This window comes from Pseudomonas sp. UBA3153 (genome assembly GCF_002364635.1).
GTDB lineage: Bacteria > Pseudomonadota > Gammaproteobacteria > Pseudomonadales > Pseudomonadaceae > Pseudomonas_O > Pseudomonas_O kuykendallii.
Map to the genome: position 1 here is coordinate 1 of NZ_DEYR01000043.1, position 20,258 is coordinate 20,258.

Below are 20,258 nucleotides of genomic sequence, written 5' to 3' on the forward strand. Positions count from 1 at the left end.
TCTTCCGATCTAGCGGCAGGCGCTGGGCGCGTGCGTCGGCGGGAGCGGCGCTGGCGAGGCTGGCGAGCAGCAGCGCGGCGCCCTGTTCGGCGATCACCGCGTCGTTGATCGGACTCGCCGCGAGCCAGCCGACCAGCTGGCTCTGTGGCGCATTCAGTTGCAGCGCGCCGGGGCGTTCGAGAATCCGCGCGCAGGTGTCGGCATGCGTGCCCAGCCGGCTGCGCAGCCAGTCGGGGGACGGCACGTCGAGCACCAGGCAACGGCTGCCGTACGGGCTGCCGCAGGCGTGGTGTTCGTCCTCGGGCACCACCGCGAGGGTCTGCTGGATCACCTGGCTACCGCGCCCGGCAACCTCGAAATCCAGGCGCCCGGACAGGCCGAACACCAGCTGCGCGTGGGCATGGCTGTGGGCGACCAGTTCGTGGCTGTAGTGGCGCAGGGTCAGGATTGATGGCATCGCGGTTTCCTCGGCGGATCGCCGCAGTCTACCCAGAACGGCCGTCGAGATGGAAAAGGAAAGGCGGGTTAGAGAATCACCTTGTCCTTGAGCTTCTCGGCCGCCTGTTGCAGCGCCTCCACCACACGATCCTTGTCGAAGTTCTGGATGCCGTTGGTATCGAGGTACATGGAGAAGCCGGGCAATTCGTGCTCGATGTAGCTGGAGCTGGCGCCGAGGTCGCGGCGGAAATCCACCACCTGGTAGATCTGCACGGGACGGCTGAAACCCTTCACGGCGATCTGGCCCTTGTCGCGGCACATGATCACGTCCTTCACCAGCGAATAGGTCTCGTGGGAAATCAGGATCTCGCCGGCTTCGCTGGCGCTTTCCAGGCGGCTGGCGAGGTTCACTTCGCGGCCGATGATGGTGTAGTCCATGCGCGTGTCGGCGCCGAAGTTGCCCACCGTGCAGTAGCCGGTGTTCAGGCCCATGCGGATTTCCAGCGGCTTGGTGATGCCCTGGGCGCGCCACTGCTGGCGCAGCACCTTCATGTGCTTGCGCATGGCGATGGCCATCGACACGGCGGCCAGCGCATCCTTTTTCGCGCCCTGGGTCGCCGGGTCGCCGAAGAACACCATCACGCTGTCGCCGACGAACTTGTCGATGGTGCCGCCGTGTTTCAGGGCGATCTTCGACATCTCGTTGAGGTAGGTGTTGAGCAGGTCGGTCAGCGACTCGGCTTCCAGCTCCTCGGACAGCTCGGTGAAGCCCTTGATGTCGGAGAAGAACACCGAGAGGCGCTTGCGCTGGGTTTCCAGGCGCACGCTCTTCTTGCCCTTGAAGATCGACTCCCAGACCTGCGGGGACAGGTACTTGGCCAGCCCGTGGGCCAGGCGCGCGGCTTTTTCCTGCTCGCGGCGGATCTCGTTGCGCACCTGGGCCAGGCGCAGGCCCTGCTGGTGGGCGAAGTAGGCGCTGATGCAGATGAACAGCGAGCTGAAGAGGATGCTCACCAGGGCCACCAGCGGCGGCGTGGCGAAGGCCAGCCGCGGCCCGACCAGGGCGCTGCAGAGCAGCACGCCGCCGAGCGCCATCAGCAGGCCGAGGCCCAGGTAGAGCAGGCCGCCGACCACCAGTGCGCTGAAGCCGATCATCAGCAGGTTCATCAGGCTCGGCACCACCGAGAAGCTCATCAGCGCGACCGCCGCGCCCGCGTGCAGGGCATCGATGGCGAGCAGGGCGAGGTCGACGCTTCGCGCGTGACTGGTCTTGAAGCGCCGTCCGAGCTGATAGGCCAGGTGCGGATAGAGCAGGGCGTAGGGCACCAGCCAGAGAATGTCGTGGCCGAAGTGATTGACGTAGGTGCCCGCCGCAATGGCCGCGGCGGTGGCGATGTACGCCAGCACGCGCAGGTAGTATTCGCGGATCGGCGGCGTCGGCAGCCCGTCTAGCGGGGTCGCGGGGAAAGACTTCATCTGATTGGAACGATCCCTGGTGAGGCGATGGGCACCGTGGCCACGTACGTCTGTTCAGTCCATGAGGCCGACCAGCGCCCCGACGGCGGGATCATAGCGAAGCACCGTCCAGCAGCCAATCACGGCCGCCGGATGACGCGGGAATCAGGCAGAAAGCGGGTGGGATGTGCGGCTCGTCGACGTTCCGCCGTCGTTGCGGCGGAAAACGTCAGGAAACCGTTAGAAGGGAATGCGTCCGGTGAAGGCGTCCCTGAGCATCACCCAGTCGCCCATCAAGCTGTAGAGCGGATACTGGAAGGTCGCTGGGCGGTTCTTCTCGAAGATGAAGTGGCCTACCCAGGCGAACCCGTAGCCCGCCATCGGCAGGGCCAGAAGCCAGATCCACTGCTGGCTGACCAGTGCGTAGGCCAGGATGCCGAGCACCAGCAGGCTGCCGGCGTAATGCAGCCGACGGCACACCGGATTGCTGTGCTCCGCCAGGTAATAGGGGTAGAAGTCGGCGAAGCGGCTGAAGCGTTCGGCGGTTTGCGTACTCATCTCGCACCTCCTGTCATTGTGTTCCCAAAGTCTAGATCGGACGGCCGCGCGGGCCAGTGACAATGGGGGCCAGTCTAGTATCCTTGCGACACGGCGCCGCAGGCCCTGATCCGACAACAAGAAGACGCCATGAGCGAACCACGGACAACTTCATCGAGCTGGGCGCAGAGCATCGTCCAGGGCCTGGAAATGGGCGGCGTCGACTGTCGCGCGCTGTTCCTCGAGCTGGGCATGGACTACGCCGCGCTGGGCGATGCGGAGGCGCGTTTCCCGCAGGACGGCATGACCCGGCTCTGGCACCGCGCCGTGGAGCTGTCCGGCAACCCGGCCATCGGCCTGAACATGGCCCGCGTGGTGCGGCCCGCGTCGCTGCACGTGGTCGGTTACGCGCTGATGTCCAGCCGCACCCTGCGGGAGGGCCTGACCCGTCTGGTGCGTTACCAGCGAATCATCGCCGAGGGCGCCGACCTGAACCTGCGCATGCTGCCCGAGGGCGGCGCGCTGACGCTGGCGATCCATGGCGACCGTCTGCCGCCCGCCCGGCAGAGCGCCGAAGCCTCCCTGGCGTGCACCCTGGCCTTCTGCCGCTGGATCAGCGGAACGCCGCTCAAAGCCTTGCAGGTGTGGCTGCAGGGCCCGCCGCCGGACGATCCGGAGCCTTACCGCCAGGTGTTCCAGGCGCCGCTGCAGTTCGATGCCGAACACTACGGGCTGCTGTTCGAACTCGCCGATCTCGAGGCGCCGCTGCCGTCGGCCAACGAGTCGCTGGCGCAGTTGCACGACCGCTTCGCCGGCGAGTACCTGGCGCGCTTCTCCGGCAGCCGGGTCGCCCACCAGGCCCGCCAGGTGCTCTGTCGCCTGCTGCCGCAGGGCGAGCCGCGTCGCGATAGCGTGGCGCAGGCGCTGCACCTGTCCGAGCGAACCTTGCAGAGACGCCTGCAGGACGAACACACCAGCTTCCAGCAACTGCTCGACGACACCCGTCGCGAACTCGCGGAGCAGTACCTGGCGCAACCCAATCTAACCCTGCTGGAAATCGCCTACCTGCTGGGCTTCGCCGACCCGAGCAACTTCTTCCGCGCCTTCCGCCGCTGGTTCGGCAGCACGCCGGGGGAGTATCGCGCCGCGCTGGACAGCCGCTGATCCGGCCGGGCGCGGTCAGTGCCGCCAGAACGCCGGTGTCAGCAGCACCAGCACGGTGATGATCTCCAGACGGCCGAGCAGCATGCCGAAGGACAGCATCCATTTCGCCGCGTCCGGCAGGCTGGAGAAGTTGCCGGCCGGGCCGATGATGTGGCCCATTCCGGGGCCGACGTTGCATACCGCAGTGGCCGCGCCCGTGAGTGCTGTGATCCAGTCCAGGCCGATGAAGGTCAGCCCGAGGGCGATCAGCGCGATGGTAAAGGTGAAGAAGAACGAGAAGGTGAGGATCGAACGAACGATTTCCTCGTCGAGCGGATGGCCGTTGTACTGCTGCCGGATCACCGCGCGCGGGTGCACCAGTTGCTGCAGGTTGGCGCGCAGCAGAACCCAGGACACCTGGAAGCGGAACACTTTCAGGCCGCCGGCGGTGGACCCCGAGCAGCCGCCGATGAAGGTGAGATAGAAGAACAGCATCACGGAGAAGCTGCCCCACAGCGAATAGTCACCGAGCGCGAAGCCCGTGGTGGTTACTACCGAAACGATGTTGAGCGTGACGATACGGAAGCTGTCCAGCCAGGAGAGCCCCGAGCGCATCCAGTACCAGAGGCTGACCACCAGCGAGATGGCCAGCAGGAAGCTGAGCAGTCCGCGAACCTGATGATCGCGCAGCAACGCCATGCGATTGCCGCGCAGAGTGGCGACATACAGGGTGAAGGGCATGCTGCCGAGCAGCATGACCACCACCGCGACCCAGTGCACCGCAGGCTGCTGCCACTTTGCCAGCGACTGGTCGGAGGTGGAGAAACCACCGGTGGAGATCGCCGACATGGCATGGTTGATCGCGTCGAAGCCACTCATTCCGGCCAGGCGGAAGGCCAGCGCACCGAACAGGGTGAAGCCGATATAGATGCAGAGGATGTACTTGGCCGCCATGTGCGAGCGCGGCATGACTTTCTCCGACCAGTCCGAGGACTCGGTCTGGAACAGGCGCATGCCGCCGACGCGTAGCAGCGGCAGGATCGCCACCGCCATGCCGATGAAGCCGATGCCGCCCAGCCAATGCAGCAGCGAGCGCCAGATGAGGATGCCCGGCGACATGCCGTCCAGCCCGCTGAGTACCGTCGAACCGGTCGTGGTGATGCCCGACATGCTCTCGAAGAAGGCGTCGGTGTAGCTGATGTGCTGGATGAAGAACAGCGGCAGGGCGGCGAAGCAGCACACCGTCAGCCAGCTGCAGGTGGTCAGGAAATACATGTCGCGCGGGCGTAGCTGAACGTTCTCCGGGCGCCCTGGCAGCACCAGCAGCAGGCCGGTGGCGAAGGTGATCAGGCTGGCCCAGAAAAACGACTGCAGGTCGTCGCTGCGGTCGTACGAGAAGAGCGTCAGCATCGGCACGACCATGCCGATCGCCAGGGTGATGAGGAAGATGCCGAGAATGAAACCGATCATGCGCAGGGTCGGCAGGGCCATGGAAACGACTCGGGTCTGGAGGGCAAGGGGCGCCATTCTACCCGCGCGTCCGGCGCTGTAAACCGCCGCCATTCGCCACTCGCAGGGGGCGCCGGGGAGCGATTCGGGAGGCGCCATGGTCACGGCATTTGCCCGCGGCCGGCCGGCGCCCTCTAGAATGGCCGCTCATTTCAATATTCAGGAGGTGGCCCGATGGAGGCTCTGGACGCTCTGCTCAAGCGTGTTTCCGTGACCCGGCTGGAAGAGCCCGCGCCGGACGCGGCGCAGCGCGAGACGATTTTCCGTGCGGCCTTGCGCGCGCCGGATCACGGCCAGCTGCGCCCGTGGCGTTTCCTCACTGTGGAAGGCGAGGCGCGCGAGGCGCTTGGCGAGCTGTTCGCCCGCGCGGTCGCCGAGAAACAGGCGGACGCCGAGCCGGCGGTGCTGGAAAAGGCGCTGACCAAGGCCCGCGCGATGCCGTTGCGTGCGCCGCTGCTGGTGGTGGTGATCGCCTGCGTGCAGGCGCATCCGAAGGTCCCGGCGCAGGAGCAGCGGCTGGCGGCCGGCTGTGCGGCGCACGGCATGCTGCTGGCTGCCTACGCGCAGGGCGTCGGCGCGGTCTGGCGCAGCGGCGAGCTGTCCTACGATGCCCGCGTCGAGGCCGGCCTGGGCCTGGCGAAGAACGAGGAAATCGTCGGTTTCCTCTATATGGGCACGCCCAGCGGCGAGCTGCGCACGCCGCCGGCGCTCGATCCCGCGGACTTCGTGACCACCTGGCGGGGCTAGTCCCCGCTCAAGCCTTGAGCGGCAGCTCCAGGCTGGCGACGAAGCCCCCCTGCGGATGGTTGGCCAGCTGCAGAGTGCCGCCGTGGCGCTCGGCGGCGCGCCGCGCAATGGCGAGGCCGAGTCCATGCCCTGCCGCCGCCTGGCCCGGCGCGCGGAAGAACGGCTCGCCCAACTGGTTCAGGTGTTGCGCCTCCACGCCGGGACCGTGATCGCGCACGCTGATCAGCAGCGTCTCGCCCTGGCGCGCTGCGCGAATCTCGATCGGCTGATCGGCCGGGTTGAAGCGCAGCGCGTTGCGCAGCAGGTTGTCCAGCGCGCGATCGATCATGTCCGGCCAACCGAACAGCGCGATGCCCGGCTCGATGTCGATCTCGATGCGCTGCTCGGCGTTGCCGACACTGGCGTTCTCGCGAACGCCCTCGAGGATGCCGGCAAGGTCCACCTGTTGCACCGGACCCGGATCGGCATCCAGCCGCGCCAGCGCGAGGATCTCGGCGATCAGCGCTTCGAGGCGGTCGCAGTCCTTGGCCAGCCGCGGCCACAGCGCCTCGCGCTCCTCCGGCGTCGCCCGTTCGGCCAGCGCCAGGGCGATCCGCAGGCGCGCCAGCGGCGAGCGCAGCTCGTGGGAGACGTCGCGCAGCAACTGCCGCTGGCTGCCGATCATGCCCTGCAGGCGCGAACCCATGCGGTTGAAGTCGCTGGCCAGCACGCCGAGCTCGTCGCGCCGCGCGGCCAGTTGCGCGAGGCTGTTCTGCTGGTAGGCGGTCTGCCCGAGGTCGTGCACGGCGCCGCGCAGGCGTGTCAGCGGACGGGTGATCGAGAGGGTCAGCAGCAGGCTGAACAGGGTCAGCACCACCAGCGCGATGCCCAGCGCGCTGAGCGGCCAGAGCAGGCTGTCGCGGTGCCAGGCATCCAGTTCCGGGCGCGGGATGCGGTAGATGAACAGGTAGGTTTCGTCGCTGGTCGGGCTGGTGTAGTCGGTGGTCAGGCGCCGCCAGGGCAGGCCGCGATCATCGCCTCGCGGATCGCCGGCGCCGTGCTGGCGGGCCTCGAAGGCCGCGGCCCGCGGCGGGAAGGTGCCCTTGATGACCGCCAGGCCGTTGTCGCCGAGCACCTGCACATCGATGTGATAGCGCTGGCGATGACGCTCCAGAAAGCTCTGCGCGGCTTCTTCCCCGTCCGTTTCGTAGACCTGCGTCCAGCGTTCGGCGAGATCCTTGACCCCCGGATGCCGGTTGAGAATCCAGGAGTCCTGGTTCAGTGCATGCCCCAGCAACAGGGAAAGGCCTGCCACCAGGGCAATGGCCAGCCAGAAGCTGGCGAGGATGCGCCAGAACAGTGAACGCACGGCAATTCCTTGATCATTAATGGCAAAAAAGCCCGCCAGGTCCAGCCTGACGGGCGCGTGCTACGCGGTTTTGCTCAATTCTTGGCCTTCGCCGCCTTCTCGGCTTTCCAGACTTCGAACTCGGCGTGTTCGGCGCGACGTTCTTCCATCTCTTTCTGCTTCTCGTCGAAGCGCTTCTGCTGCTCCGGAGTCAGCAGGGCGCGGATGGCGCTGTCGTTCTTCGCACGGGCGGCCTCGAGTTCGTCTTCCATGGCCTTCTTGTCGGCGGCCGGAAGCTTGTCGAGGTACTTGCGGGTGAGTTCGCGACGGCTCTCCATCTGATCGCCCATCAGCCTGCCGACCTGCTGGCGTTGTTCCCTGGTCAGATCCAGGTCGCCGAACGGCCCGTGTTCGCCACGCGGTCCGTCCTTCGGACCGCAGCCGTGGTCGCCCTGCATGTGCGGCGGAACGTCGGGGCCGCCTTTTTCCGGCGCGGCGAACACCGCGGTGGCGGGCAGGGCGGCGGCGAGCGTGAGAGCGATGAGTGTCTTGCGCATGAGTTTTCTCCTTGTCTGAACCGGCTGATTGCCGATGTGCCCAGTCTACGGACGGCAAGGTCAAGGGCGGTCAGGCGAGGGTAAAGGCTTGGTAAACGCTGTGTATCGTCGCCGCAGTCAGGCGCTGTAGTAATAGCCGCGGCTGCGCAGCGCGAGAATGCGCGGGCGTCCGTCGGGGTGCGGGCCGATCTTCTTGCGCAGGTTGCTGACGTGCATGTCCAGGCTGCGGTCGTAGAGGGTGAGCTTGCGGCCGAGGGCCAGTTGCGCCAGTTCCTGCTTGTCCAGCGGTTCACCCGGCTGGCGCAGCAGCGCTTCGAGCAGGCGGCTTTCGGAAACGGTCAGGCTGATCTCGTGGTCGCCGATGCTGACCACGCCACGCACCGGACTGAAGCTCAGGTCGTCCAGTTGCAGGTGGCTGCCGCCGCTGACCGGCTGGCTGCGGCGCAGCACGGCGCGCAGGCGTGCGGTGAGTTCGCGTGGATCGCAGGGCTTGGCCAGGTAGTCGTCGGCGCCCAGTTCCAGGCCGAGGATGCGGTCCAGCGGTTCGCCGCGGGCGGAGAGCATCAGCACCGGCAGGTCCGGGTGGTTGCCACGCAACTGGCGCAGCAATTCCAGGCCGCTGCCGTCGGGCAGCATCACATCCAGCACCACCGCCGAGGGCGCGTGCTGGGCGAGCGCCGCGCGGGCGCTGTTGCCGTCGCGGCAGGCGAGCACCTGGAAGCCTTCCTGGCTTAGCCAACTGACCAGCAACTCGCAGAGTTCCTCGTCGTCGTCGATCAGCAGCAGTTCACTCATGGCGCTTCAGTTGGTCCATTGCCGACGCGCGCTGCGGTTGCCGCGCAGCAGCGAGCCGAAGAAGAACGCGATCAGGGCAACCCCGCCACCGATGACGAACCACAGCTGCTGCTCGCTGAGCAGCGGCTGGGGCTTGGCGCTGCGGGCCTGTTCCAGATCCTGCAGCAGGCGGCGGTTTTCCTCGCGCAGCCGTTGCATCTGGCGCCCGGCTTCGGGTGGCGTGGCCCGCTGCAATTGCTCGGTCAGCTCACTGCGCTGTGCCTCGCTCACCGCCAGACGTTGTTCCAGCTCATCGAGCCGCGCCGCCGCTTCGTCGTTCTGCTGAGCGTGCACCGGAAGGGCGACGAGCGCCGCGGCGAAGAACAGGTAGGTGAGTGGGCGCATCGGATTTCCTTTTCCAGGCAGGCGTGCGACGGGGCGAATCAGGGCAGGACGCGTTTGAACGGCTTGACGATCACCCCGCCGTAAACGCCGGCGGCGCGGTACGGATCGGCCTCGGCCCAGCTCAGCGCGGCTTCGAGGGAGTCGAACTCGGCGACGATCAGGCTGCCGCTGAAACCGGCCAAGCCTGGATCGTTGCTGTCGACGGCCGGGTGCGGGCCGGCGAGGACCAGGCGTCCCTCGGTCTTCAGCTGCTCCAGGCGGGCGATGTGCTCCGGACGGGCGGCCAGGCGTTTTTCCAGGGAGTCGGCGACGTCTGTGGCGATGATGGCGTAGAGCATGTCAGTCCTTGGTTTTTTCAGGGGAGGTGTCGTGCAGGTGGCGCGCCAGATAGAGACCCTGGCCGATCAGGAAAAGTACCGTCATGGCGAGGCTGCCGAATACCTTGAAGTCGACCCAGATGCTCTGGAAGGTGAAGGCGACGAACAGGTTGGCGCAGCCGCAGAACAGGAAGAACACCACCCAGGCGACGTTCAGGCGGTTCCAGATCGTCTGTGGCAGCTCCATGGCATGCCCCATGACGCGCTGGATCAGCGGCTTGTCGCCGATGAAGTGGCTGCCGGCGAAGGCCACTGCGAACAACCAGTTGACCACCGGCGCTTTCCACTTGAGGAAGGTTTCGCTGTGGAAGGCCAGGGTCAGACTGCCGAATACCAGGCAGGCGATCAAGGTCAGCCACTGGCCCTTTTCCAGCTTGCGCTGCAGCGCGAAGAGCGTCCCGTATACCACCACCGAGGCGACGATCAGCACCGCGGTGGCGCTGAAGATGCCGCCGACGCTGAGGCTGTGTCCGGCCAGTTCGACTACGCGGGGTTCCATTTTGTAGACGATGAAGAACAGCAGCAGCGGGATGAAGTCGATGAATTGTTTCACGGGCGCAGCCAGAGAGCGGGATGTGGCGGCATAATAGCAAACATCAATGACGGCGAAACTTCGCCCAGAGCCTTAAATATGAAGGTCGACCTGCACTGCCACAGCACCGCATCGGATGGCGTACTGGCGCCCTCCGTGGTGGTCGAGCGCGCCCATGCGCGCGGCATCGGCATGCTTGCGCTGACCGATCACGACACCCTCGAAGGGTTGCCGGAGGCGCGCCTGGCGGCGGCCGGGCTGGGCATCCAGCTGATCAACGGCATCGAACTGTCCTGCACCTGGGGCGGCGCGACCATCCATGTGCTGGGCTACGCCTTCGCCGCCGACGCGCCGCAGTTGCAGCAGGCCATCGCCGAGCTGCATGCCGGGCGCTGGCTGCGCGCCGAGGAAATCGGCCGGCGCCTCGAGGCCAAGGGCATGCCCGGCGCGTTCGAGGGCGCGCGGGCGATCCAGCAGGAGCTGGGCGACAGCGGCAACGCGCCGGCGCGGCCGCACTTCGCGGAATTCCTCACCCGCGGCAAGTACGTTCGCGACCATGCCGAGGCCTTCCGCAAGTGGCTCGGCTCCGGCAAGCTCGGCGACGTCAAACAGCACTGGCCGACCCTGGAGCAGACGGTGGCGACGCTGCGCTCGGCCGGCGCCTGGATCAGCCTGGCGCACCCGATGCAATACAGCCTGACGCGCAGCAAGCGGCGTCGGCTGATCATCGATTTCGTCCAGGCCGGCGGGCACGGCCTGGAAGTGGTCAACGGCATGCAGCCGGCCGAGCAGGTCGGTTCGCTGGCGATCCTGGTCCGCGAGTTCGGGCTGATGGCCAGCATCGGCAGCGATTTCCACGCGCCGGGCGACTGGTCCGAGCTGGGCATGTACCGCCCGTTGCCGGACGACCTGTCGCCCTTGTGGGCGCGATTCCAGCAAGCGCCAGCGAGCACGCCCCATGTCGTCGCTCAATGAGCAGGGAGCAATCATGAGTCAGTTCTTCCAGATCCATCCGGAAAATCCGCAGCCGCGCCTGATCAAGCAGGCGGTGGAGATCGTCCGCGGCGGCGGGGTGATCGTCTATCCGACCGACTCCTCCTACGCGCTGGGTTGCCACATCGGCGACAAGAACGCGGTGGAGCGAATTCGCCGCCTGCGCCAGTTGGACGACAAGCACAACTTCACCCTGGTCTGCCGCGATCTCTCGCAGCTCGGCCTGTTCGCCAAGGTCGATACCGGCGCCTTCCGCCTGCTGAAGATGCACACGCCGGGGCCTTACACCTTCATCCTCAGCGCCACCCGCGAGGTGCCGCGCATGCTGCTGCATCCCAAGCGGCGCACCATTGGCCTGCGCGTGCCCAGCCACCCGATCGCCCAGGCGTTGCTCGAGGAACTCGGCGAGCCGCTGATGAGCGTGAGCCTGATCCTCCCCGGGCAGAGCGAGGCGATGGAGGACCCCTACGAGATGCGCCAGGCCCTGGAGCATCACGTCGACCTGATCATCGACGGGGGCTACGGCGGCACCGCGGTGTCCACCGTGGTCAACCTGTCCGAGGGCGAACCGCAGGTGATCCGCGTCGGTTGCGGCGACCCCGCGCCGTTCATGGACGGCCAGTGAGGCGTACCCGGCGGAGATGAGCATGCAGGACGAACCCGTGCTCGAGGCCAGCGCACTGGAGCCCGAGCAGCTTCGCCTGGCGCTGGTCTACGGCGAGGCCGTCACCGAGCTGCCGCAGGACCTGTACATCCCACCGGACGCGCTGGAGGTCTTCCTCGAAGCCTTCGAGGGCCCGCTCGACCTGCTGCTCTACCTGATCCGCAAGCAGAACATCGACATCCTCGACATTCCCGTGGCCGAAATCACCCGCCAGTACATGGGCTACGTCGAGCTGATGAAGAGTGTGCGCCTGGAGTTGGCCGCGGAGTACCTGGTGATGGCCGCGATGCTCGCCGAGATCAAGTCGCGCATGCTGCTGCCGCGCTCGGCGATCGCCGAGGACGAGGAAGACGATCCGCGCGCCGAGCTGATCCGCCGCCTGCAGGAATACGAGCGCTTCAAGGCCGCGGCGGAAAACGTCGACCGCCTGCCGCGCCTGGGGCGCGACATCAGCGTGCCGCGCCTGGACGCCCCGGAGGCCAGGGCGCGCAAGCTGCTGCCCGAGGTCTCGCTGGAGGAGCTGCTGTTGTCGATGGCCGAGGTGCTGCGCCGCGCCGACATGTTCGAGAGCCACCAGGTGACCCGTGAGGCGCTGTCCACCCGCGAGCGCATGAGCGAGGTGCTGGAGCGCCTGAAGGGCGGCGGTTTCGTGGCCTTCGTCGCGCTGTTCAGCGCCGAGGAGGGTCGTCTCGGCGTCGTAGTGACCTTCATGGCGGTGCTCGAGCTGATCAAGGAATCGCTGGTCGAGCTGGTGCAGAACGAACCGTTCGCGCCCATCCACGTACGCCTGCGCGGCGAAGAACCCACCCAGGTGGTCCTGCAGTGAACCTCTCCGATCCGAAAGACCTCGCTTCGCTGCTCGAAGCCTACCTGCTCGCCTCGGGCAAGCCGCTGTCGCTGGAGCGCCTCGGCGAGCTCTTCGAGGAAATCGAGCGGCCCACGCCCGCGCAGCTCAAGGCCGCGCTCAAGGTGCTGGAGAAGTCCTGCAGCGGCCGCGCGTTCGAGCTGAAGGAAGTCGCCAGCGGTTATCGCCTGCAGGTGCGCGAACGCTTCGCACCCTGGGTCGGACGGCTCTGGGAAGAGCGCCCGCAGCGCTATTCGCGGGCGCTGCTGGAGACCCTGGCGCTGATCGCCTATCGCCAGCCCATCACCCGCGGCGAGATCGAGGACATCCGGGGCGTCGCCGTCAACAGCCAGATCGTCAAGACCCTGCTGGAGCGCGAATGGGTGAGGGTGGTTGGCCATCGCGACGTACCCGGTCGGCCGGCGATGTTCGCCACCACGCGCGGCTTCCTCGACCATTTCAACCTGAAGAGCCTCGACGAACTGCCGCCGCTGGCCGTGCTGCGCGAGCTGGAGCCCGCGCCTCTGGTGGATGAGGAAGACGCGCCGGTGCCCGACGGCCTGCAGGCGCGCGCCGACGCCAGCGAGCTCGGAGAGGACGCGCCGGCCCGCGAGGGAACCAGTTTCCGCAGCCTGCTGGCGGAACTCGACACGCTGGAACAGGGCCTGAAGACAGACTTCGACGATCTGCCGCTGGCCGAGGAGGCCGGCGACATCGAGGCCGATGACGTCGAGGCCGATCCCGATACCCTGCACTGACGCCGCGCGCCGCGAAACCGGCCGTCGCCGTCGAGGACGCGTGCATGAAGAACCCCTGCATCAAGGTCTGCGAGTTCGACGCCGACGTCTGCCGTGGTTGCGGCCGCACGCGCGACGAGATCAAGGCCTGGAAACGCCTGGACAAGCCCGAGCAGCGCAGCGTGCTGGCTCTCTCCGAGATGCGTCTGCTGGCACTGGCGGCGACGGGGCGGCGCAAGCAGAAGCGCTGACCCGCGCCGACGGGAGACGCGTCTAGCGTCGAGGTTCGCCCGCTGCGGCGGCCCTTCCACGCCCGTCGCGGCGCATTGAACGTCCCGTCGCGACACCCGGTCTGTACGAACAGGCCCCGCGTGGCATAAGTTCGCAGGAACCGTTGATAAGCCAGGAGCCAGACATGCATCCCCGAGTCCAAGCGGTAACCGATCGGCTGATCGAGCGCAGCCGTCCCACCCGCGAGCGTTACCTGGCACAGATGGGCGCCGCCGCCAGCCAGGGCCCGCAGCGCGGCCAGTTGCAGTGCGCCAACTTCGCCCACGGCGTGGCTGGCTGCGGCAGCGATGACAAGCAGAGCCTGCGCCTGATGAACGCGGCCAACGTCGCCATCGTTTCCGCTTACAACGACATGCTCTCGGCGCATCAGCCCTACGAGCACTTCCCGGCGATCATCAAGCAGGCGCTGCGCGAGATCGGCTCGGTGGGCCAGTTCGCCGGCGGCGTGCCGGCGATGTGCGACGGCGTCACCCAGGGCGAGGCGGGGATGGAGCTGAGCCTGGCCAGCCGCGAGGTGATCGCCATGTCCACCGCCGTGGCGCTGTCGCACAACATGTTCGACGCGGCGCTGTGCCTGGGCATCTGCGACAAGATCATTCCCGGCCTGATGATCGGCGCGCTACGCTTCGGCTACCTGCCGTTCGTCTTCGTGCCGGGCGGGCCGATGCCGTCGGGGATTTCCAACAAGGAAAAAGCCGAGGTCCGCCAGCTGTTCGCCGAAGGCAAGGCGACCCGCGAGCAGCTGCTGGAATCGGAGATGAAGTCCTACCACAGCCCCGGCACCTGCACCTTCTACGGCACCGCCAACACCAACCAGGTGGTGATGGAAGTGATGGGCCTGCAACTGCCCGGTTCGTCCTTCGTCAACCCGTACACGCCGTTGCGCGACGAGCTGACCCGCGAGGCGGCGCGCCAGGTCACCCGGATGACCCGCCAGGGCGGTCAGTTCATGCCGCTCTGCGAGATCGTCGACGAGAAGTCCATCGTCAACTCGGTGGTCGCGCTGAACGCCACCGGCGGTTCGACCAATCACACGCTGCACATCCCGGCCTTCGCCCGCGCCGCCGGCATCCTGCTGACCTGGCAGGACATGGCCGAGCTGTCCGAGGTGGTGCCGACGCTGGCCCATGTCTATCCCAATGGCAAGGCCGACGTGAACCACTTCCACGCCGCCGGCGGGGTCAATTTCATCGTCCGCAGCCTGCTCGATGCCGGCCTGCTGCACGAGGACGTCAACACCGTGGTCGGCCACGGCCTGCGCCGTTACCTGCAGGAACCCTTCCTCGATGGCGAGCGCCTGTCCTGGCGCGAGGGCCCGCGGCAGAGCCTGGACGAGAACATCCTGCGCCCGGTCGAACGCCCCTTCGATGCCGAAGGCGGCCTGCGCCTGATGGAGGGCAACCTCGGGCGCGGGGTGATGAAGGTCTCCGCGGTGGCGCCCGAGCATCAGGTGATCGAGGCGCCGGCGCTGGTGTTCGCCGATCAGCTGGAACTGGCCGCCGCCTTCAAGGCCGGCGAGCTGGAGCGCGATTTCGTCGCCGTGGTGCGTTTCCAGGGGCCGAAGGCGAACGGCATGCCCGAGCTGCACAAGCTCACGCCGTTCCTCGGCGTGCTGCAGGATCGCGGCTTCAAGGTGGCGCTGGTCACCGACGGGCGCATGTCCGGCGCGTCGGGCAAGGTGCCGGCGGCGATCCACGTCTGCCCCGAGGCGAAGGACGGCGGGCCGCTGGCCTACGTGCGCAACGGTGACGTGATCCGGGTCGACGGAACGCGCGGCGAGCTGCTGGTGCGCGTCGATGCCGCCGAGCTGGAAGCCCGCGAGCGCGCCCGGCAGCCGGCGGATACCGGGGTTGGCTGCGGTCGCGAGCTGTTCGGCTTCATGCGCGCCGCCTTCAGCTCGGCAGAGCAGGGCGCCAGCGCCTTCACCGCCGAACTGGAAGCACTCCGGTGAGGTTGTCGCTGGTCGGCGACATCGGCGGCACCAATGCCCGGCTCGCGCTGTGGCGCGATGGGCAACTCGAGCACGTACGGGTTCTCTCTACCGCCGCGTTCGCCGGCCCCGAACAGGCCATCCGCAGCTACCTGGATACCCTTGGCCCGCACGCCGGCGAGCTGGATCGCGTGTGCCTGGCCTGCGCCGGGCCGGTCAGCGGCGACGAGTTCCGTTTCACCAACAACCATTGGGTGATCAGTCGCACCGCGTTCCGCCGCGACCTCGGGCTGAGCGACCTGCTGCTGATCAACGACTTCAGCGCCATGGCGCTGGGCGTCACCTGCCTGCGCAACGACGAATTGCTCGACGTGCGCCCCGGGGTGGTGGTGGCGGACTGTCCGCGCCTGGTGCTCGGGCCCGGCACCGGCCTGGGCGTCGGCACGCTGCTGCCGGACACGCGCGGCGGCTGGCATGCGCTCGCGGGTGAGGGCGGCCATGTCGACCTGCCGATCGGCAGCGAGCGCGAGGCCGACCTGTGGAGTTATCTGCACCGCCAGCTCGGCCACGTCAGCGCGGAAAACCTGCTCAGCGGCTCCGGGCTGGTCAGCCTGTACCGCGCGAGCTGCGCGCTGGACGGCAAGACCCTGCGTTTCGACAGCGCCGCCGAGGTGACCCAGGCGGCGCTGCAGGGCGACGCCCAGGCGATCGCCGTGCTGGAGCAGTTCTGCACCTGGCTGGGGCGCGTCGCCGGCAATGCGGCGCTGACCCTCGGTGCGCGCGGCGGCGTCTATCTCGCCGGAGGCATGCTGCCGCGCTTCGCCGATTTCCTCGTCGCCAGCGGTTTTCTCGCCGCCTTCCAGGCAAAAGGCGAGATGAGCGGCTACCTGATGCACATCCCGGTGTGGCTGGTTACCGCCGAACAGCCGGGCCTGCTGGGCGCCGGACTGGCCCTGCAGCGCAGCCTCGCGGGCGAGTCGCCGATGATCAGCGGGCTCGCCGACGATGTCTGAGGCCGGCATGAATCCCTTGCCCGTGGCGGGTTTCTCGCTTGGCGCAAAGGCGGCTGGGTGGCCTATCCTGCCGTTAACCGTGGAAATCGCCGGCGGTCGATCCGCTCTGTGCATCGGCCGTGTGGCATTTTCCAACCGTTTCGCTGACTGAAGAATCGACCCATGCCCGGAATCAACGTCACTCCCTGCACGTTCGCATTGTTCGGTGCGCTCGGCGACCTCGCCCTGCGCAAGCTCTTCCCCGCGCTTTATCATCTGGATCACGCCGGCCTGCTGCATGAGGACACGGTGATCTTCGCCCTGGCCCGCGAGCCGCGCGATCCGCAGGAGCACCTGGATTTCATCGAGCAGACGCTGCGCCGCTACGTGGGCGAGTCGGGCATCGAGGAAGACTGCATGCGCCGCTTCATGGCGCGCATGAGCTACCTGACGATGGACTTCAAGAAAACCGACGACTACGCCGCGCTCGGCGCCCGGGCCAGTACCCGGCAGCCCGTGGTGGCCTATTTCGCCACGCCGGCCTCGGTGTACGGCGCGATCTGCGAGAACCTCGCCGCCCACGGCCTCGCCGAGCGCACCCGCGTGGTGCTGGAAAAGCCCATCGGCCACGACCTGGCGTCCTCGCGGCTGGTCAACGATGCGGTGGCCCGGTATTTCCCGGAAACCAGCATCTACCGGATCGATCACTACCTGGGTAAGGAGACGGTGCAGAACCTCATCGCTCTGCGCTTCGCCAACAGCCTGTTTGAGACCCAGTGGGACCACAACCACATCTCCCACGTTGAGATCACCGTGGCCGAAACGGTCGGCATCGAGGGCCGCTGGGGCTATTTCGACCAGGCTGGCCAGCTGCGCGACATGATCCAGAACCACCTGCTGCAACTGCTCTGCCTGATCGCCATGGACCCGCCGGCGGACCTCTCCGCCGACAGCATCCGCGACGAGAAGGTCAAGGTGCTCAAGGCCCTTGCGCCGTTCAGCGTCGACGAGTTGAGTCGTCATCTGGTGCGCGGCCAGTACAGCGCCGGCAACATCAACGGCAAGACGGTGCCCGGCTACCTGGACGAGGAGGGCGCCAATGTCGAGAGCAACACCGAGACCTTCGTCGCCCTGCGCGCGGACATCCGCAACTGGCGCTGGTCCGGCGTGCCGTTCTACCTGCGAACCGGCAAGCGAATGGCGCAGAAGATGTCGCAGATCGTCATTCACTTCAAAGAGCCGCCGTTCTACATCTTCGCCCCGGAGCAGCGCTCGCAGGTCAGCAACCGACTGATCCTGCGCCTGCAACCGGACGAGGGCATCTCGCTGCAGGTGATGACCAAGGAACCGGGGCTGGGCATGCACCTGCGCAGCGGCCCGTTGCAGCTGAATTTCTCCGATGCCTACAAGAACGCCCGGGTCCCCGATGCGTACGAGCGCCTGCTCCTGGAGGTCATGCAGGGCAATCAGTCGCTGTTCGTGCGTAAGGACGAGGTCGAGGCCGCCTGGCTCTGGTGCGACCGGCTGATGGCGGGCTGGAACGCCCTGGGCGAAACGCCGAAGCGCTACTCGGCGGGCTCCTGGGGACCGGCCGCCTCGATTGCACTGATAACCCGCGACGGGAGGTCCTGGTATGGCGATCTATGAACTGGAACTACCGGTCGGGCTGATGGCGCACAGTTGCACCGACGCCGAACGCCAGGCCGATGCGCTGGCCCAGGCGGTGTCCGGCGCGCTGCGTTCGGCGCTGGAAACCTATGGCGAGGCCAGCCTGGTGGTGTCGGGCGGGCGCAGCCCGATCGACTTCTTTGAGCGGCTCTCCCGTGAGCCGCTGGACTGGGCGAATATCCAGATCGGCCTGGCCGACGAGCGCTGGGTGTCCGTCGAACACGCCGCGAGCAACGAGGGCCTGGTGCGCCGGCACTTGCTGCAGGGCCCGGCCGCCGCGGCGAGCTTCCTTGGCCTCTATCACCCGGCGCCGACCCTCGAGGACGCGGCGCTGCTCGCCGACCGCGCGCTGGCCGAGCTGCACCAGCCGATCGACGTGCTGGTGCTGGGCATGGGCGACGATGGCCACACCGCCTCGCTGTTCCCCGCCAGCCCGCGCCTGAGCGATGCGCTGGAGGCGGACGGCCATCGCCGCTGCCTGCCGATGCAGGCCCCGGTCGAACCCCACGAACGCCTGACCCTGACCCTGCCGGTGCTGGCTTCGGCGCGCCTGCCGCTGCTGGCGATCCAGGGCGAGGCGAAGCTGGAAACCCTGCGCCTGGCCCTGGCCGGAGAGAACGTCGCGGCGATGCCGATCCGCGCGTTCCTGCATTCCCCGCTGGAAATCTATTGGTGCCCCTGAGGCCGAGGACGAGTTGCCCATGAACATGGCCGCGAAGATCGAACTGATTGACGACATCTGCCGCAAGGCGCGCATCCTCCCGGTGATCACCATCGCCCGCGAAGAGGACATCCTGCCGATGGCCGACGCGCTGGCCGCCGGTGGCCTGTGCACGCTGGAAATCACCCTGCGCTCGGTCCACGGGCTGACCGCGATCCGCCAGTTGCGCCGCGAACGCCCCGAGCTGTGCGTCGGCGCCGGGACCATCCTCGACAAGGCGATGCTGGCCGAGGCGATCGATGCCGGCGCGCAGTTCATCGTCACCCCGGGCTGCACCGCCGAGCTGCTGCAGGCCGGTTGCGACCTCGACGTGCCGCTGCTGCCGGGCACCTCCTGCGCCTCCGACATCATGCTCGGCTATGCCCTGGGCTACCGTCGCTTCAAGCTGTTCCCGGCGGAGGTCGCGGGTGGCGTGGCCGCGCTCAAGGCGTTCGCCGGCCCGTTCGGCAACGTGCGCTTCTGCCCGACCGGTGGCGTCAGCCCGGACAACCTGAAGAGCTACCTGGCGTTGCCCAACGTGATGTGCGTCGGCGGCACCTGGATGCTCGACAGCGCCTGGATCAAGTCCGGCGACTGGGCGGCGGTGGAGCAGGCGAGCCGCGAGGCGATGGCGCTGACCTAGCCCTGACCGTTACTTTCATCGGCCGCGCATATCGCCGCGGTCGTCCAGCGCGTATGATTCGCGCCCCATTCGGAACAGCCCACACCGGGAGGTGCACAGATGACCGAACATGAGCAACCCGCCGAGCACGTCGCTCACGGCGAAAAACTGCAGAAAGTCCTCGCGCGCATGGGCCTCGGCTCGCGTCGCGACATCGAGACCTGGATCAGCCAGGGACGGGTCAAGGTGAACGCCAGCGTGGCGACCCTCGGCCAGCGCGTCGACCTGCACGACGCCATCGCCCTCGACGGCCGCCTGATCAAGCGCGAGGAGGCCGTCGAAGCGGTCCGCCGCGTGCTCATCTACAACAAGCCGGACGGCGAAGTCTGCACCCGCGATGACCCGGAAGGCCGTCCGACCGTGTTCGCCCGCCTGCCGCGCCTGCAGGCCGGACGCTGGATCAATATCGGCCGCCTGGACATCAACACCACCGGTCTGCTGATGTTCACCACCGACGGCGAGCTGGCCAACCGCCTGATGCACCCGTCCTACGAGATGGACCGCGAATATGCGGTGCGCGTGCGCGGCGAAGTCACCGAGGAAATGATCGAGAACCTCAAGACCGGCGTGATGCTCGAAGACGGTCCGGCGAAGTTCACCGACATCCAGGAAGCGCCCGGCGGCGAAGGCTTCAACCACTGGTATCACTGCGTGGTGATGGAAGGCCGCAACCGCGAAGTGCGGCGCCTGTGGGAGTCGCAGGGGCTGGTGGTCAGCCGCCTGAAGCGCGTGCGCTTCGGCCCGGTGTTCCTCACCTCCGAGCTGACCATGGGGCGCTGGCGCGAGATGGGCCAGGCCGAACTGGACATCCTCAGCGCCGAAGTCGGCCTGAAGCCGGTTTCGCTGCCCGACATGAAGGGCAAGGTGCGCGAGAAGCTCGACCGCGCGCAGCGCAAGTCGGCCAAGCCGCTGGCGCCGAGCGAGCGTCCGGGCCGTGCGCCGCGCGGTGGCAAGCC

At 67.5% G+C, this 20,258-nt stretch carries 21 protein-coding genes and 3 pseudogenes; 13 read left to right on the forward strand and 11 right to left on the reverse strand.

What is annotated here, in order from left to right; all coding sequences use genetic code 11:
- The 3 genes and pseudogenes from B2X67_RS10765 to B2X67_RS10775 form a co-directional block, all read right to left on the reverse strand.
- Positions 1-457, reverse strand: a pseudogene (locus B2X67_RS10765) (AraC family transcriptional regulator); the annotation flags it as partial.
- A 68-nt stretch (positions 458-525) separates the two neighbouring features.
- On the reverse strand, positions 526-1,914 hold the full coding sequence (locus B2X67_RS10770) for an adenylate/guanylate cyclase domain-containing protein (RefSeq protein ID WP_286785492.1): 1,389 nt from the start codon (positions 1,912-1,914) through the stop codon (positions 526-528).
- Between the two features lie 219 nt (positions 1,915-2,133).
- Positions 2,134-2,451, reverse strand: a complete 318-nt coding sequence (locus B2X67_RS10775; protein ID WP_286785493.1) for an Mpo1-like protein — start codon at positions 2,449-2,451, stop codon at positions 2,134-2,136.
- Positions 2,452-2,580: 129 nt separating this feature from the next.
- Here B2X67_RS10775 and B2X67_RS10780 point away from each other — a divergent pair, with 129 nt between their 5' ends.
- Positions 2,581-3,594 carry an AraC family transcriptional regulator gene (locus B2X67_RS10780; protein ID WP_286785494.1) on the forward strand — a complete coding sequence of 338 codons (1,014 nt, stop codon included), beginning with the start codon at positions 2,581-2,583 and terminating at the stop codon, positions 3,592-3,594.
- Between the two features lie 15 nt (positions 3,595-3,609).
- Here B2X67_RS10780 and B2X67_RS10785 read toward each other — a convergent pair whose 3' ends face one another.
- A complete protein-coding gene (locus B2X67_RS10785) occupies positions 3,610-5,064 on the reverse strand; it encodes a TrkH family potassium uptake protein (protein WP_282341078.1) in 1,455 nt (484 codons plus the stop codon).
- A gap of 192 nt (positions 5,065-5,256) precedes the next feature.
- Between B2X67_RS10785 and B2X67_RS10790 the strand changes: the two genes are divergently transcribed.
- Positions 5,257-5,829, forward strand: coding sequence for a nitroreductase family protein (locus B2X67_RS10790; RefSeq protein WP_286785495.1), 573 nt, complete (start codon positions 5,257-5,259; stop codon positions 5,827-5,829).
- A 7-nt stretch (positions 5,830-5,836) separates the two neighbouring features.
- On the opposite strand, the pseudogene B2X67_RS20865 reads toward B2X67_RS10790, so the two are convergent.
- The 7 genes and pseudogenes from B2X67_RS20865 to B2X67_RS10820 all read right to left on the reverse strand — a co-directional run.
- Positions 5,837-6,190 (reverse strand): annotated as a pseudogene (locus B2X67_RS20865) (sensor histidine kinase); the annotation flags it as partial.
- Positions 6,191-6,285: 95 nt separating this feature from the next.
- A pseudogene (locus tag B2X67_RS10795) lies at positions 6,286-7,177 on the reverse strand (histidine kinase dimerization/phospho-acceptor domain-containing protein); the annotation flags it as partial.
- A gap of 74 nt (positions 7,178-7,251) precedes the next feature.
- Entirely contained in the window at positions 7,252-7,713 is a 462-nt protein-coding gene (locus tag B2X67_RS10800; protein WP_286785496.1) for a Spy/CpxP family protein refolding chaperone, read from the reverse strand.
- Positions 7,714-7,830: 117 nt separating this feature from the next.
- Positions 7,831-8,508, reverse strand: a complete 678-nt coding sequence (locus B2X67_RS10805) for a response regulator transcription factor (RefSeq protein ID WP_286785497.1) — start codon at positions 8,506-8,508, stop codon at positions 7,831-7,833.
- Positions 8,509-8,514: 6 nt separating this feature from the next.
- Positions 8,515-8,892: a translation initiation factor 2 gene (locus B2X67_RS10810; RefSeq protein WP_282341082.1), complete on the reverse strand. Its 378-nt coding sequence runs from the start codon at positions 8,890-8,892 to the stop codon at positions 8,515-8,517.
- A gap of 38 nt (positions 8,893-8,930) precedes the next feature.
- Entirely contained in the window at positions 8,931-9,230 is a 300-nt protein-coding gene (locus B2X67_RS10815) for a YciI family protein (RefSeq protein ID WP_282341083.1), read from the reverse strand.
- Between the two features lies 1 nt (position 9,231).
- Entirely contained in the window at positions 9,232-9,822 is a 591-nt protein-coding gene (locus B2X67_RS10820) for a septation protein A (protein ID WP_282341084.1), read from the reverse strand.
- 78 nt (positions 9,823-9,900) lie between these two features.
- On the opposite strand from B2X67_RS10820, the gene B2X67_RS10825 reads away from it, so the two are divergent.
- From B2X67_RS10825 to rluB, 11 genes are all read left to right on the forward strand, one after another.
- On the forward strand, positions 9,901-10,776 hold the full coding sequence (locus B2X67_RS10825; protein WP_282341085.1) for a PHP domain-containing protein: 876 nt from the start codon (positions 9,901-9,903) through the stop codon (positions 10,774-10,776).
- Between the two features lie 13 nt (positions 10,777-10,789).
- On the forward strand, positions 10,790-11,419 hold the full coding sequence (locus tag B2X67_RS10830) for an L-threonylcarbamoyladenylate synthase (RefSeq protein WP_090231747.1): 630 nt from the start codon (positions 10,790-10,792) through the stop codon (positions 11,417-11,419).
- 142 nt (positions 11,420-11,561) lie between these two features.
- Entirely contained in the window at positions 11,562-12,284 is a 723-nt protein-coding gene (locus B2X67_RS10835; RefSeq protein WP_273233889.1) for a segregation and condensation protein A, read from the forward strand.
- Positions 12,281-13,060: an SMC-Scp complex subunit ScpB gene (gene scpB, locus B2X67_RS10840; RefSeq protein ID WP_286785498.1), complete on the forward strand. Its 780-nt coding sequence runs from the start codon at positions 12,281-12,283 to the stop codon at positions 13,058-13,060. The genes B2X67_RS10835 and scpB overlap by 4 nt, the downstream gene beginning before the upstream one ends.
- 44 nt (positions 13,061-13,104) lie before the next feature.
- On the forward strand, positions 13,105-13,290 hold the full coding sequence (locus B2X67_RS10845; RefSeq protein WP_282341091.1) for a DUF1289 domain-containing protein: 186 nt from the start codon (positions 13,105-13,107) through the stop codon (positions 13,288-13,290).
- 164 nt (positions 13,291-13,454) lie between these two features.
- Positions 13,455-15,281: a phosphogluconate dehydratase gene (gene edd / locus B2X67_RS10850; RefSeq protein ID WP_282341094.1), complete on the forward strand. Its 1,827-nt coding sequence runs from the start codon at positions 13,455-13,457 to the stop codon at positions 15,279-15,281.
- A complete protein-coding gene (locus B2X67_RS10855) occupies positions 15,278-16,273 on the forward strand; it encodes a glucokinase (protein WP_286785499.1) in 996 nt (331 codons plus the stop codon). Before edd ends, B2X67_RS10855 begins: the two co-directional genes overlap by 4 nt.
- 162 nt (positions 16,274-16,435) lie before the next feature.
- Entirely contained in the window at positions 16,436-17,899 is a 1,464-nt protein-coding gene (gene zwf, locus B2X67_RS10860) for a glucose-6-phosphate dehydrogenase (RefSeq protein WP_273233825.1), read from the forward strand.
- Positions 17,886-18,602 carry a 6-phosphogluconolactonase gene (gene pgl, locus B2X67_RS10865; protein ID WP_286785500.1) on the forward strand — a complete coding sequence of 239 codons (717 nt, stop codon included), beginning with the start codon at positions 17,886-17,888 and terminating at the stop codon, positions 18,600-18,602. The genes zwf and pgl overlap by 14 nt, the downstream gene beginning before the upstream one ends.
- 19 nt (positions 18,603-18,621) lie before the next feature.
- Positions 18,622-19,263, forward strand: coding sequence for a bifunctional 4-hydroxy-2-oxoglutarate aldolase/2-dehydro-3-deoxy-phosphogluconate aldolase (locus B2X67_RS10870; protein WP_282341100.1), 642 nt, complete (start codon positions 18,622-18,624; stop codon positions 19,261-19,263).
- Positions 19,264-19,362: 99 nt separating this feature from the next.
- Positions 19,363-20,258 (forward strand): 23S rRNA pseudouridine(2605) synthase RluB (gene rluB, locus B2X67_RS10875; protein WP_286785501.1); only part of this gene is annotated, 896 nt, incomplete at its 3' end.

Excerpts from the sequence above, each read along its gene's own strand:
- pgl (WP_286785500.1), top strand. The coding sequence starts at position 17,886 with ATGGCGATCTATGAACTGGAACTACCGGTCGGGCTGATGGCGCACAGT.
- B2X67_RS10800 (WP_286785496.1), bottom strand. The coding sequence starts at position 7,713 with ATGCGCAAGACACTCATCGCTCTCACGCTCGCCGCCGCCCTGCCCGCC.
- B2X67_RS10780 (WP_286785494.1), top strand. The coding sequence starts at position 2,581 with ATGAGCGAACCACGGACAACTTCATCGAGCTGGGCGCAGAGCATCGTC.
- B2X67_RS10810 (WP_282341082.1), bottom strand. The coding sequence starts at position 8,892 with ATGCGCCCACTCACCTACCTGTTCTTCGCCGCGGCGCTCGTCGCCCTT.
- B2X67_RS10770 (WP_286785492.1), bottom strand. The coding sequence starts at position 1,914 with ATGAAGTCTTTCCCCGCGACCCCGCTAGACGGGCTGCCGACGCCGCCG.
- B2X67_RS10785 (WP_282341078.1), bottom strand. The coding sequence starts at position 5,064 with ATGGCCCTGCCGACCCTGCGCATGATCGGTTTCATTCTCGGCATCTTC.
- B2X67_RS10825 (WP_282341085.1), top strand. The coding sequence starts at position 9,901 with ATGAAGGTCGACCTGCACTGCCACAGCACCGCATCGGATGGCGTACTG.
- B2X67_RS10790 (WP_286785495.1), top strand. The coding sequence starts at position 5,257 with ATGGAGGCTCTGGACGCTCTGCTCAAGCGTGTTTCCGTGACCCGGCTG.
- edd (WP_282341094.1), top strand. The coding sequence starts at position 13,455 with ATGCATCCCCGAGTCCAAGCGGTAACCGATCGGCTGATCGAGCGCAGC.
- B2X67_RS10845 (WP_282341091.1), top strand. The coding sequence starts at position 13,105 with ATGAAGAACCCCTGCATCAAGGTCTGCGAGTTCGACGCCGACGTCTGC.
- B2X67_RS10815 (WP_282341083.1), bottom strand. The coding sequence starts at position 9,230 with ATGCTCTACGCCATCATCGCCACAGACGTCGCCGACTCCCTGGAAAAA.
- B2X67_RS10830 (WP_090231747.1), top strand. The coding sequence starts at position 10,790 with ATGAGTCAGTTCTTCCAGATCCATCCGGAAAATCCGCAGCCGCGCCTG.
- zwf (WP_273233825.1), top strand. The coding sequence starts at position 16,436 with ATGCCCGGAATCAACGTCACTCCCTGCACGTTCGCATTGTTCGGTGCG.
- B2X67_RS10870 (WP_282341100.1), top strand. The coding sequence starts at position 18,622 with ATGAACATGGCCGCGAAGATCGAACTGATTGACGACATCTGCCGCAAG.
- B2X67_RS10805 (WP_286785497.1), bottom strand. The coding sequence starts at position 8,508 with ATGAGTGAACTGCTGCTGATCGACGACGACGAGGAACTCTGCGAGTTG.
- B2X67_RS10775 (WP_286785493.1), bottom strand. The coding sequence starts at position 2,451 with ATGAGTACGCAAACCGCCGAACGCTTCAGCCGCTTCGCCGACTTCTAC.